Here is a 12,606-nt window from a genome sequence, read left to right as displayed (position 1 = left end):
CCTGCTCTACGCGGCTCGCTCCTGCGCGCGGCCATCGCGCTGTCCGTCGCTCTGACTGTCGCAGGCTGCAGCGGCACCGACACCAAGTATGACAAGACCGCCGGCTGGAGCGCGGAACAGTTGTACACCGACGCCAAAGCTGAAATGGACTCCGGCGGCTGGAACGAAGCGCGCGACCGGCTCACCGCCATTGAAAGCCGATATCCGTTTGGCGTCTACGCCCAGCAAGCCCTGATCGACCTGGCCTACGTCAACTGGAAAGACGGCGAAAACGAACAAGCGCTGGCCGCCATTGACCGGTTCCAGCAGATGTACCCCAATCATCCTGGCACCGATTACATGCTCTACCTGAAAGGGCTGATCAATTTCACCCCTGCCAGTGCGTTCATGAGCAACCTGACGGGCCAGGACCCTGCAGAGCGCGATCCCAAAGGGTTGCGGGCCTCGTACGACGCCTTCAACGAATTGATCAAACGCTTTCCCCAGAGCAAGTACACGCCCGATGCCCAACAGCGCCTCACATGGCTGGTAAACGCCATTGCCATGAACGAGGTCTATGTCGCGCGCTACTACTACGAGCGCGGCGCCTATATCGCAGCGGCCAACCGTGCCCAGACCGTGATCACCGATTTCGAAGGCGCCCCCGCCTCCGAAGAAGCCCTGGTCATCATGTCGGCCTCGTATGGCAAGCTGGGAATGACTGACCTTCAGAACGACGCCCAGCGCGTGCTCAAGACCAACTATCCGGACAGCACCATGGACGAAAAAACGCTGCTGACCGACAAGAGCTGGTGGAACCCGTTCTCGTGGAAATGATCTCCGCGTAGTCGATATGACAATGTGCCGCCCGATGGGCGGCACATTGCATTTATCCCCGACCGACCCGGGGGAGGGACTCGCCATCTGGCTCTGCAGCCGAGCCCGGGGAGCGCTCAGTAATCGCCCTGCTCGCGGCGGGCGTAAAACGCCAGGACCTCGCTCATGTCCCGCGTCCGAGAAAATGGCGGCAACCCACGCCACAAACGCTTGCCATAGGGTTTTTCGACGAGGCGGGCATCCCCGACCATCAGCACCCCCCAATCGCTTTCCGTCCGAATTAATCGGCCAGCCCCTTGCTTCAGGGAAATTGCCGCCTCGGGCAATTGATATTCGGCAAAGGGGTTGCCGCCTCGCTCCCGACAGGCGCGCAGCCGGGCTTCGATCACGGGATCATCCGGCGGAGCAAAGGGCAGCTTGTCGATGGCGACCAGCGTAAGCACATCGCCCGGTAAGTCGATACCTTCCCAGAATGTCGCGCTGCCGACCAGCACCGGATGTTCGAGCTTGCAAAAGCGCTCCAACAGATCGCGCCGCGTCGCATCGCCCTGTTTCAGCAAGGGCCAATCGTATCCCTGATCCTCGAACGTCTCGGCCAACAACGCGGCCACACGATCCACAGCGCGCAAAGTCGTACACAGCACCAAGGTGCCGCCCGGGCTGGCCTCGAGCAGCGGCATCAGCGTCTGTACAAAACGCTCGGCAAAACGCGGCGATTGCGGTTCGGGCATATCGCGCGGCACGAACAGCAAACCTTGGTTGGTATAGTCAAAAGGGGACTCCCAGCGCCCTGTCCGGGCGTCATTCAGTCCTAATTGACGAGTGTAGTGGCCAAAATCCGCCTGCACCGACAGCGTCGCCGAAGTGAGGATCCAAGCCTGGCCAGGTTTACGAAACTTGGAGAACGCCTGAGCCACCGACAAGGGGGCAGAATGCAGCCGGACATGATGCTGCCCGTGCTCGACCCAGCGCACCGCCGGACCGGTAAACAACCTTGCAGCCGCAGCACCTTGCAGTAAAGCGCGAGCGGTGGAAACCCCGTCATCCGAGGATTGACCCGACGCATTTTCGGCAGCATGAGCGGGCTCTTCGCCAGCTGGTGGCTGAGCCGACACAAGAGCTTGCAGGTCCAGACCCCAACCCTCGTCGGCCAGCGTTGAGTCACGTGTGAGACTCGATCCACTGTCGGAGACGGCATCGTCATCCTGAACGCCGATCCGTCCGTCTGAGCCGTCTCTGGCAGGCGTCGCCCACTTTGCCAGGCGCAACGCAATGTCTGCGCCACTGCGGGCGGCTGCAGCCAGATCGGGATGCTTTTCCGCGACGCCGGCCAATGCCCGCGTAGCCGCCTCGACCGCCTGGCGTAGGGCAGCCAGTGCCGCATCAAATTGCTCTGGGTCCGGCATCGCCTCAAAGGTCGCTTTGCGCCCCGGCAGTTGATCCAGGGGTGCGCAGACCAGGCGCAACTCACGGGCAGCGGTTTCCACGTGCCGGCTGACATCAGCCCATTTCGCCGCTTCGCGGGCGTATGCCAGCCCTGCGACCTCCAGGGCGCGGCCGAAATCCAGCAATTGATGGGTCGAGACACTGCTGCCCAAAAATCGCGTCGCGGTGTCCGGCAACTGATGCGCCTCGTCAAAAATCACCGTGTCCGCCTCGGGCAGCAGATCCGTCACGCCTTCTTCGCGTAATACCAGATCGGCCATGAACAAGGCGTGATTGACCACCACGATGTCGGCGTCTTGGGCCTGGCGCCGGGCCTTCACCACAAAACAATCGCGGATGCGCGGACACTCCTGGCCAAGGCAGTTTTCGCGCGTAGACGTCACCCGATTCCAGATATCGGCGTCTTCGGGGATTTTTCCCAGATCGGCGCGATCGCCGGTTTTGGAGATGCCAGCAAAGACCTGGATCTGCCGCAGTTGCGAAATCTCGGTCCGGGACTTCAGAGCGCGCTCGTCGCCTTGCAGACGATCCAGATGATAGTGACAGACATAATTGCCCCGCCCCTTGAGCAGCGCCGCTGTCACGGGCGCGGCCAAGGCAGCGCGCACACGCGGCAAATCGCGGGCAAACAGCTGGTCCTGCAGCGTGCGGGTGCCTGTTGAGATGACGACTTTGCCCCCAGCCACCATGGCGGGCACAAGATAAGCCCAGGTCTTGCCAATACCGGTCCCGGCCTCGGCCACCAGGGTCGCGCGATCGGTGATGGCCTGGCCGATCGCCTGCGCCAGCTCGACCTGGGCCGGACGGGGGCTATAGCCAGGCAGCGCCTTGCTCAACGGGCCGTCAGCGGCAAAAAACTCGGAAATATCCAGATCTAGCATCAAACACATCAACGATTAGGGGCGCTCAATGATACTCCGAGCCCCCAGGGCACCGTGCTCAAAATAGCCCTCAACATGCGCCCTGTCGCCGCCTTGTGGCAAAATCCGGCCCTTGATTTCCCTTTGCAGCCGTATCGAGATGCCTGACACTTCCGCCACCACGAGCACTGCGCCCAGCGTCGACCAAGCCCGTATCCTTGCCCAGCTTGCCACCGAGCTGGGCAGCCGCCCCTCCCAAATCGCCGCTGCCGTCGAGTTGCTGGACGACGGCGCCACCGTGCCTTTCATCGCACGCTACCGCAAAGAAGCGACCGGCGGTCTGGACGACACGGTGCTGCGTAACCTAGAAGTCCGATTGGGCTACCTGCGCGAGCTCGAAGAGCGGCGCGGCGCCATCCTGGAGTCCATCACGCAACAGGGCAAACTTACGCCCGAATTGCAACAGGAAATTGCCACCGCAGATACAAAGCAACGCCTGGAAGACCTGTACGCCCCGTACAAACCCAAGCGCCGCACCCGTGCCCAGATCGCTCGCGAAGCCGGACTGGAGCCTCTGGCCGACGGCATCCTGGCTGACCCGGCATGTGACCCCGCCGAGTTGGCGGCCCAATACCTGAATCCCGAAGCCTCGATCAACGACGCCAAGGCAGCCCTGGACGGGGCCCGCGACATCCTGGCCGAGCGCTACGCCGAAAACGCCGATCTGCTGGCCGACATGCGCGACCACTTGTGGTCCACCGGCCTGTTGTATGCCAAAGTCGCCGAAGGCAAAGAAACCGAAGGCGCGAATTTCCGCGACTGGTTCGACTTCAACGAGCCGGTGCGCACCCTGCCCTCGCACCGTATCCTTGCGCTCATGCGAGGCCGCCAACAAGGCGTACTCGAGCTGCGCCTGGGCCTGGAGGCCGAATTAGAGGCCCAGACGCCGCATCCCTGCGTCGCGCGCGTGGCAAGCTTCCTGAAGCTCGGCAATGACCTGTTCGCCCTGGACGCCTCGCCGCGTTCACGCTGGCTGGGAGAAGTCTGCCGCTGGACTTGGCGCGTCAAGCTGTTGACCGCCTTTGAAAGTGAGCTATTTGGCCGTCTGCGCGAAGAAGGCGAAGCCGAGGCTATCCGCGTATTCGCTGCCAACCTGAAAGATTTGCTGTTGGCCGCACCGGCCGGCCCCAAAGCTGTGCTGGGCCTGGACCCCGGGATCCGCACCGGCTGCAAGGTCGCCGTCATCGACCGCACCGGCAAGGTCGTCGATACCGCCACCGTGTACCCGTTCGAGCCGCGCCGTGATCGCGAAGGCACAATCGCCACGCTGGCCGCCCTGGCAGCTCGTCATAAAGTCGAGCTGATCGCCATCGGCAACGGCACCGCATCTCGCGAAAGCGAAAAACTGGTGGCCGACATGATGAGCCAGTATCCCGATCTGAAACTGACTCGGGTGGTCGTCTCGGAGGCCGGCGCATCGGTGTACTCCGCCTCGGAAACTGCCGCGCAGGAATTCCCCGATCTCGATGTCACGCTGCGCGGCGCCGTGTCCATTGCTCGCCGCCTGCAAGACCCCCTGGCCGAACTGGTCAAGATCGATCCCAAAGCCATTGGCGTCGGCCAGTACCAGCACGATGTCAATCAACGCGAACTGGCGCGCTCGCTAGACGCGGTGGTCGAAGACTGCGTGAACGCTGTCGGCGTCGATGTGAATACCGCCTCGGCGGCCCTGTTGGCACGCGTGTCGGGGCTGAATTCCCTGCTGGCCAAGAACATCGTCACCTGGCGCGATGAAAATGGCGCATTCCCAACGCGGGAACAACTGCGCAAAGTCCCCCGCTTCGGAGAAAAGGCTTTTGAACAGGCCGCCGGCTTCCTGCGCATCCCGAACGGCGAAAACCCGCTGGACGCCTCGGCGGTACACCCCGAGGCCTACCCCGTGGTCGAACGCATCGTGGCCAAGATCAAGACCGATGTTCAGCAGATCATCGGTCAACGCGAAGCCCTGAAAGGCGTATCTCCGTCCGATTTTACGGACGAGCGTTTCGGCCTGCCGACTGTGCGCGACATTTTCGCCGAGCTGGAAAAACCGGGCCGCGATCCGCGCCCTGAGTTCAAGACCGCGCAGTTCAAGGAAGGCGTGGAAACGCTGAACGACTTGTACCCCGGCATGATTCTCGAAGGCGTCGTCACCAACGTGGCCAACTTTGGCGCGTTCGTGGACATCGGCGTGCATCAGGACGGTCTGGTGCACATCTCGGCCCTGGCTGAGAAATTCGTCAAGGATCCGCGCGATGTCGTGCGCGTGGGGCAAACCGTCAGCGTCAAAGTGCTGGAAGTCGATGTCGCCCGCAAGCGCGTCGCCTTGACCATGCGCTTGAATGATACGGCCCAGCCTGCACGCCGTAGCGGCAATGATGCGCCTCGCAGCAACGGCGCGCCGCGCAATGGCGGCGGTGGCGGTGGCCGACGTCCTCAGGCAGACGCTGGCCGCAACGAGCCGCGCAACAGCGCCATGGCGGATGCCTTCGCCAAACTCAAGCGTTAAAAGCGGCTGCTAAACCGTCACCAGGACCCGCCTGTCAAACAGGAAACGATTTGGCAGACGGGTTTATTCTCTGTTCGTTGTTGATGGCGGATCCGACATCGGGGCCAGATTACCCCCAGGAATCATAGGCCCCGCCAACGCGTTAAACTGGACGCTCTGTCCAATCACGCTTTATCCGCCATACTCATGAGTACCCGCGTTCTAACCGGCATCACCACTACTGGCACCCCTCACCTCGGTAACTGGGCTGGCGCCATCCGTCCAGCCATCAACGCGAGCACCCTGCCTGGTACCGACGCGTTTTACTTCATGGCGGACTACCACGCATTGATCAAATGCGATGATCCGGCCCGCGTGGCGCGCTCCCGCCTGGAAATCGCCGCCACCTGGCTAGCCGGAGGCCTCGACCCCGAACGCGTGACGTTTTACCGTCAATCGGACATTCCCGAGATTCCCGAACTGTGCTGGATCCTGACCTGCGTCACGGCCAAGGGGCTGATGAATCGCGCCCATGCCTACAAAGCCTCGGTGGACCAAAACACTGCCAAGGGGGTCGACCCGGATGACGGCATCACCATGGGGCTGTTTTCCTACCCCGTGCTGATGGCAGCGGACATCCTGATGTTCAACGCGAACAAGGTCCCGGTCGGGCGCGATCAAACCCAGCACCTGGAAATGGCGCGCGATATCGCCCAGCGCTTTAACCATCTCTACGGCGGCGAATATTTCGTCCTGCCGGAAGTCGTCATCGAAGAGTCCGTCGCCACCCTGCCGGGCCTGGACGGACGCAAGATGTCCAAGAGCTACAACAACACAATTCCGTTGTTCGAGGGCGATGCGAAATCGTTGCGCGCAGCCGTCATGCGCATCGTGACTGACTCGCGTCAGCCGGGCGAACCCAAGGACGCCGAAGGCTCGCACCTGTATACGCTATATCGGGCCTTTGCCACCGAAGCCGAATCGTCTGCTTTTCGCAAAGAGCTCGAAGGCGGCATGGGCTGGGGCGACGCCAAACAAGCCCTCTACGAGCGCCTGGACCGCGATATCGCACCTATGCGCGAACGCTATCAGGCTCTGATGGCCCATCCCGAGCGTATCGAAGACATTCTGCAAGCCGGCGCAGAAAAGGCCCGCAAGCTGGCGACGCCGTTCATGGCGCAATTGCGCGAGGCCATCGGCCTGCGCCGTCACACGGCGATTGCGGTGGCCAACAAAGCCACTGCCAAGAAATCCAGCAAAGCGGCGCGCTTTGTCAGTTTCCGCGACGACGACGGAACGTTCCGTTTTCGGTTGCTGGGTGCGGACGGCCAAGAGCTCTTGCTGTCACGCAGCTTTGAGAATCCAAAAGAGGCAGGCGCCGTGATGCAACGGCTGCAGGCGATTGGCGACCAAGACATTCTGCATGTGGACGGGCTAGCCTATACGGCAGTGCTGGATGGTGCGGCTATCGCTCAAGGTCCTGCCGCCGCCGACGAAACCCAACGCGATGCGCTGTTGGCGCAAGTGCGCCAAGCCCTGGCTGCGCAGGGCTGACGGGGCCGCGCACGAAGTCTGCGCCAAGCCAGAGCTGTGCTGATTCCCACGTAGATGTGCGGGAATCAGGACAGCCGATGATGTTCCGGCACAAAGACTTTCTAGAAACCGTACAAGCGCGCGGGATTTTCAACCAGCACGCGCGCGCGCACCGCCTCGTCAGATAGCCAGGCATTGATCTCCTGCGCCAATCGTGGACTGCCTATGTGCCGATAGGCACTGACCTCGAGCGGCGATTTGCCCGGTTCGCGATTGGTATGCGGCCAGTCACTGGCCCATAGCATGCGATCAGGATTGGCGCCGATGAATGCTGCGGCCAATCCCGCTACTGCCTCGCCGGCCGTGCCGGATGGATCGATACGATATGGTGCGGACAGTTTCACGTAGGCCGCCCCCGACGCGACCAAACGCAACACGGCCTGCACCCGCGAGTCTGTCAATGCGGCGCCCGCCGGCACGCCGGCAAAATGATCCAACACTACCGGCACAGGTAAGGTTTGCAATATGGGAACGACCTCTGCAATAACGTCCAGCGAGGCGTACACCTGCAAGTGCCAATCCAGCGGCGCCACACGCCGCGCCCACGCTTGCAAGTCATCACGCATACGTTGCGTATCGCGGCTGCCTACGCTTTCCAGATTCAGCCGCAACCCGCGCACACCCAATGAATGAAAATCCCGGAGCTGCGCATCGTCAGCACTGTCATCCAATACGGCGACGCCACGCCCTGCCCCGTCCAGGTCGCGTAAGCCATCGAGCATGCAGGCATTGTCGGTGCCATACACACTGGGCTGCACGATCACCGCACGGCTGATGCCCAGTGAACTCATGTGCTGCTTCAGATCGGACACCGAAGCGCGCCCAGGCGTGTAATGACGATCGGCCGCCATAGGATAACGGACCGGGTCACCCACGACATGAACGTGGCAGTCGCAAGCGCCGGCAGGCAGAGGGGGCGTGGCCATCATCATGCCGCCCGCAGGTGGGCCAGCACAGCCTGGCCAGCGGCACGCGTACCCAGCTTGCCGCCAACATCGGCCGTACACTGGCCCGACGCGATCGTGGCAGCCACGGCAGCTTCGATTGCAGCGCCAGCATGCAGGAATTTCGCACCGCCCTTACGTTGGCCATACCAGGTCAACAGCATCGCAGCCGATAGCAATTGCGATGCAGGATTGGCCAGATCCTTGCCGGCGATATCGGGAGCCGAGCCGTGCGCAGCCTGTCCCATCGCGTGATCGCGCCCCGCGTTCAATGAGCCGCCCAAGCCCAAACTTCCCGACAACTCAGCAGTCAGGTCAGACAAAATGTCGCCAAACATATTCGTCGTCACAATCACGTCATAACGATCAGGCGCGCGCACCACATGAGCCATCATCGCATCGACGATGACGTCGTCGACCCGCACCTCGGGAAATTCCTTGCCCACCTCGTGACACATATCGATGAACATGCCATCACCGATTTTCAGCACGTTCGCCTTATGTACGATCGTGACGTGCTTCTTGCGCGTCATTGCCAGTTCAAAAGCAGAGCGTGCAATGCGCTCGCAGCACTGGCGAGTGATACGGCGCAATGATACGACGACGTCTGGGGTAATCAGCATTTCACTGCCGCCGGATTCGATATTGCGGTCGGCGTAAAAGCCTTCGGTGTTCTCCCGCACAACCACCAGATCGAATTCGCCTAACCGTGCAGGCATGCCCGGGTATGTACGGGCTGGACGGATGTTGGCATAGAGGTCCAGATTCTTGCGGAAAAACTTCGAAGGATTGATTTCGCCCTTGGACTCGTCCTTGAAGTCGTAGGTCGCCATCGGCCCCAGCATCAGGCCGTCGGCAGCCAGAACTTTCTCCAGCAATGCCGGCGTCACCGTAGCGCCATGACGCTTGAGGCTGTCGTGCCCGGCCACGTCGTGGTCCAACTGCAAACCCAGATCGAAACGCTGCGACACAGCCTGCAGCGCATCCACCGCTACCGCCATCGTTTCAGGCCCGATGCCGTCGCCCGGCAATACAACGATCTTCATGAGAACACCTCGAAAATAAATGACGTTAAGACTCGACAGACACGCCGGTTTGCGCAACCAGGCGCTGATACTTTTCCATTTCGCGACGGACAAACGCGGCGAATTCTTCGGCAGTATTCGGCCGGATGACGACGCCGTCTGCCTCGAAACGCTTGCGTATAGAGTCATCAGACAGCGCAGCATTGATGTCTTGGTTCAAGCGTTGCACGATAGGTGACGGCGTTGCGGCTGGCGCAAAATAACCGCCCCATAAGCTGAACTCGAATCCTGCCACCGTACCTTCGGCCACTGCGGGCACATCCGGCAGCGCAGCGATGCGCTCGGGCGTAGAAACCGCCAGAGCCTTCAGCTTGCCCGCGGAAACATGTGGCATTGCGGCGGCCGCGCTGGAAAAGAAAAAATCAACGTGCTGACCCAGCAAATCTGTCATTGCCTGGCCCGCGCCTTTATAGGGCACATGCACCATCGAACTCTTGGTGCCCAACGCCAATGCCGCTGCTGCCAGATGACCTGGCGTGGCTGTGCCGGATGAGGCATACGTCACATTATCCGGTTTAGCCAATGCAGCCTCGATTAACGCCGGCAGCGTCCTGTACGGCGAGCCTGCCGGCACGACGAGTACCAGCGGCGAGTCGCCAACCAACGCAACGGGTACAAAATCTTTTTGCGGGTCATAACCCAGATCGCGCATCGCAAAAGGGTTTACCGCCATTTCGCCGGTCTGCCCCAGCAACAGGCGATACCCATCCGGGTCGTCGCGCGCCACCATCCGGGCACCGATCGCGCCCGATGCGCCGGGCCGGTTTTCCACCACAACGGTTTGCTTTAATGATTGGCTGAGCTTTTCGCCGATCAGACGCGCAAACACATCACCTTGGCCGCCAGGCGCATACGGAACGATCACCGTCACGGGCTGCGACGGATAACCTGACTGGGCATAGGCCGCGCGGCCGCCAACAGTCATCCAAGCAGCAACAGCAGCGCCTGCGCCGGCGAGCAGACGCCGGCGAGCCGGCTGCTGAGGCAACGAATCTTTAAACATAGAGAGTCTCCTGCACTGACACATCAATCCAGGCGCATGCCGGATTGCTTCACCACGCCGCGCCATAGCGCCAGCTCCGCAGACAAAGCCTTGCCAAAATCCTCAGGCGTACCTGCAAACAAGTCTGCGCCCTCGTTTGTCAATCGTTGACGAACCAGATCCGCGGATGCGGCTTCGTTCACGGCGGCATTCAACTGCTGCACGATCGGCGCAGGCGTACCGGCAGGCGCCAGAATGCCCCACCACGTGGAAATATTGAAGTCAGGCACGCCAGCCTCTGCCATGGTCGGCGCATCGGGAAACAAGGGCGAACGCTGCGCTCCGGTCACCGCCAGCAACTGCACCCGCCCTTCTTTCACTTGCCCCAAAATGGTCGGTACCGTCGCGAAGAACACTTGCACGCGGCCTGCCAGCAGATCCACTGTCGCCGGACCGCTGCCTTTATATGGCACATGCATCATCTGCACCTTGGCCTTTTGCTTGAACAGCTCACCCGACAAATGGTTGATGCTGCCTGAGCCTGCAGAGCAGAAATTGATTTCATCGGGTCGCTCAGTGGCCAGCTTGCGCAAATCCGCGATCGATTTCGCACCCAGGTCTTTATTGGCCACGACCAACAACGGGCCGCGGCCGATCAGCGCGACAGGTGCGAACGATTTCTCCACGTCATAATTGCTGGAGACCTCCGCCGCCGCGTTGGTGACAAACGTCGATGTCGCGAACAACAAGGTATATCCGTCGGGGCTCGCATGCGCCACGTTATTCGCGCCAATAGAGCCCCCGCCGCCGCCATGATTTTCCACCACCACAGGCTGCCCCAGACGTTCGCTCAAAGTGCGCGCCATATCGCGTGCAATACTATCCGTGCCGCCGCCTGCTGCAAACGGCACCACCAACTTGATCGGCTTTGTCGGAAAACCCTGTGCGCACGCCAAGACCGGCATAACGCATGCAACGGTTAAAGCGGCATATCGACGGATGTGCTTGAAGTAATGCATAAGGCGATGTCTCCTGATTGTCTGGACTGACTGAGTTCTTTTGATGAATTGGGACAGACTCTGTTGCTCTGAACGCGCCAAGAACGTTCGATACGCGAATACGTCAACCGCGCTGCCGCAGCATCTTGAGGCGCTCGAGCAATGCCTGATGAATGTGGTGCCGGGCGGCAGCTGCAGCACGATCGGGATCGCGGCTGCGGATGGCGTCCACAATATCGCTGTGCTCTTTCATCGCGACCTTCGCGCGCGCCTTGGAGCTCAACGTGCTGCGTCCCAGCAGATAAGTGGTATCGGTCAAAGAGCGCAACGAACGGATCAAATGCCGGTTATGGGCCGCGCTGTAAATAGCGTCATGAAAACGCAGATTCAACGCTACGGGATCCGTATCGCCTTCGTCCAGGATGGCCTGCATGTTGGCGATTTCGGCGTCTGTCGCATGCTGAGCTGCCATCGCGGCAGCGGCGGATTCCAGCACCTCGCGCATGGCATAGAGCTCGCCCACCTCTTGCTGATCCATCGTAGCCACGACCATGCCTCGTCCGGGCTCGTGACGCAGCAGGCCCTCATCCTGGATCCGTTTGAGCGCCTCGCGCACGGGCGTACGCCCCATGTCCAGCAACGCCGCGACCTCGATCTCGCGCAACCGCATTCCCGGCGTGAATTCGCCCATGAAAATGCGTTGCTTGATCTCGTTATAGGCGGCAAACGCCTGTGAACTGGTTTGCGGGATGGGCATGGTTGTCTCTATATATTCGTAAATATATTTTTGCATACAAAAAATCGAGACGCAAATAGAGCAGCGACGCCGGTCTTATTTTTGACAGAGCTCTGAACGCCTGCACTCTCCCGCCTGCCTGTCAGGAGCTATGCTGGGGAAACACCTTTCAGATAGCGGGTGTGGCCTCTTGGCATCCACCGGATACTTTGATTTCCATTTTTCTCACGTTGTGAAGTTTGGAGGCAGTGATGCGTAAACTATCTTTATGTGATCTTTCTAGTGTGTATGGCGGCGTCAGCGCGATCCCTAGCCCGGATATAGAGCTTCAGAAGACGCTGTTCTTGAGTATGGCAGCTCACGCCACCGGCTACGCCGTCGGTCAAGTACTGGGCGGCCAGTTGGATTTTGGAGATGCAGCAAAGTCAACGAAAGACGGCTTGATCGTACCGTTCGTCGGCAGTTCCGCCTTGCGTTGCGTTGATGCGGGGACGGACATGGCAAGACTGCGCCAAGCCGCCGTCATCGCCGTGGCTGGGCTGTATGGATTGGCGGACGGTTGGGACAATGCCCACTCGCATACTTTGGAGCTGCGCTGGTAAAGCCGTGTTGGGAAGCA

General features: G+C 60.9%; 10 protein-coding genes. 4 read left to right on the top strand and 6 right to left on the bottom strand.

Annotated features, from left to right (window positions below; translation table 11 throughout):
* Positions 1 to 21: 21 nt before the first annotated feature.
* A complete protein-coding gene (locus tag CAL20_RS08245) occupies positions 22 to 816 on the top strand; it encodes an outer membrane protein assembly factor BamD (protein WP_254923979.1) in 795 nt (264 codons plus the stop codon).
* Between the two features lie 116 nt (positions 817 to 932).
* Here the strand turns inward: CAL20_RS08245 and CAL20_RS08240 are convergent, their stop codons facing one another.
* Complete coding sequence (locus CAL20_RS08240; RefSeq protein WP_094837798.1) at positions 933 to 3,143, bottom strand: ATP-dependent DNA helicase; 2,211 nt, start codon at positions 3,141 to 3,143, stop codon at positions 933 to 935.
* A 139-nt stretch (positions 3,144 to 3,282) separates the two neighbouring features.
* On the opposite strand from CAL20_RS08240, the gene tex reads away from it, so the two are divergent.
* The gene (tex, locus tag CAL20_RS08235; RefSeq protein WP_094837609.1) at positions 3,283 to 5,670 is read left to right on the top strand and encodes an RNA-binding transcriptional accessory protein Tex; all 2,388 of its coding nucleotides are present in this window, start codon (positions 3,283 to 3,285) and stop codon (positions 5,668 to 5,670) included.
* A gap of 186 nt (positions 5,671 to 5,856) precedes the next feature.
* Positions 5,857 to 7,203 (top strand): tryptophan--tRNA ligase, encoded by a 1,347-nt coding sequence (locus CAL20_RS08230; protein ID WP_094837608.1) that lies wholly within the window; start codon positions 5,857 to 5,859, stop codon positions 7,201 to 7,203.
* A 101-nt stretch (positions 7,204 to 7,304) separates the two neighbouring features.
* Here CAL20_RS08230 and CAL20_RS08225 read toward each other — a convergent pair whose 3' ends face one another.
* The 5 genes from CAL20_RS08225 to CAL20_RS08205 form a co-directional block, all read right to left on the bottom strand.
* Positions 7,305 to 8,174, bottom strand: a complete 870-nt coding sequence (locus tag CAL20_RS08225; RefSeq protein WP_256981386.1) for an amidohydrolase family protein — start codon at positions 8,172 to 8,174, stop codon at positions 7,305 to 7,307.
* Positions 8,171 to 9,232, bottom strand: coding sequence for an isocitrate/isopropylmalate dehydrogenase family protein (locus tag CAL20_RS08220; protein WP_094837607.1), 1,062 nt, complete (start codon positions 9,230 to 9,232; stop codon positions 8,171 to 8,173). Before CAL20_RS08220 ends, CAL20_RS08225 begins: the two co-directional genes overlap by 4 nt.
* Before the next feature lie 25 nt (positions 9,233 to 9,257).
* Positions 9,258 to 10,274 (bottom strand): Bug family tripartite tricarboxylate transporter substrate binding protein, encoded by a 1,017-nt coding sequence (locus tag CAL20_RS08215; RefSeq protein ID WP_094837606.1) that lies wholly within the window; start codon positions 10,272 to 10,274, stop codon positions 9,258 to 9,260.
* Positions 10,275 to 10,297: 23 nt separating this feature from the next.
* Positions 10,298 to 11,272: a tripartite tricarboxylate transporter substrate binding protein gene (locus CAL20_RS08210; protein WP_094837605.1), complete on the bottom strand. Its 975-nt coding sequence runs from the start codon at positions 11,270 to 11,272 to the stop codon at positions 10,298 to 10,300.
* Positions 11,273 to 11,375: 103 nt separating this feature from the next.
* A complete protein-coding gene (locus tag CAL20_RS08205) occupies positions 11,376 to 12,008 on the bottom strand; it encodes a GntR family transcriptional regulator (RefSeq protein ID WP_094837796.1) in 633 nt (210 codons plus the stop codon).
* 230 nt (positions 12,009 to 12,238) lie between these two features.
* Between CAL20_RS08205 and CAL20_RS08200 the strand changes: the two genes are divergently transcribed.
* Positions 12,239 to 12,589 (top strand): hypothetical protein, encoded by a 351-nt coding sequence (locus CAL20_RS08200; protein ID WP_143277052.1) that lies wholly within the window; start codon positions 12,239 to 12,241, stop codon positions 12,587 to 12,589.
* Positions 12,590 to 12,606: the final 17 nt, after the last annotated feature.

It is taken from the genome of Bordetella genomosp. 4 (assembly GCF_002261185.1).
In the GTDB taxonomy this organism is placed as follows: Bacteria; Pseudomonadota; Gammaproteobacteria; order Burkholderiales; family Burkholderiaceae_B; genus Bordetella_A.
Note: the sequence above shows the minus strand (reverse complement) of the source record. Positions and strands in the feature narration are given on the sequence as shown.

Coding starts and splice junctions, on each gene's coding strand:
- CAL20_RS08210 (WP_094837605.1), bottom strand. CDS start 11,272: ATGCATTACTTCAAGCACATCCGTCGATATGCCGCTTTAACCGTTGCA.
- CAL20_RS08220 (WP_094837607.1), bottom strand. CDS start 9,232: ATGAAGATCGTTGTATTGCCGGGCGACGGCATCGGGCCTGAAACGATG.
- CAL20_RS08225 (WP_256981386.1), bottom strand. CDS start 8,174: ATGATGATGGCCACGCCCCCTCTGCCTGCCGGCGCTTGCGACTGCCAC.
- CAL20_RS08205 (WP_094837796.1), bottom strand. CDS start 12,008: ATGCCCATCCCGCAAACCAGTTCACAGGCGTTTGCCGCCTATAACGAG.
- CAL20_RS08200 (WP_143277052.1), top strand. CDS start 12,239: ATGCGTAAACTATCTTTATGTGATCTTTCTAGTGTGTATGGCGGCGTC.
- CAL20_RS08215 (WP_094837606.1), bottom strand. CDS start 10,274: ATGTTTAAAGATTCGTTGCCTCAGCAGCCGGCTCGCCGGCGTCTGCTC.
- CAL20_RS08240 (WP_094837798.1), bottom strand. CDS start 3,143: ATGCTAGATCTGGATATTTCCGAGTTTTTTGCCGCTGACGGCCCGTTG.
- tex (WP_094837609.1), top strand. CDS start 3,283: ATGCCTGACACTTCCGCCACCACGAGCACTGCGCCCAGCGTCGACCAA.
- CAL20_RS08230 (WP_094837608.1), top strand. CDS start 5,857: ATGAGTACCCGCGTTCTAACCGGCATCACCACTACTGGCACCCCTCAC.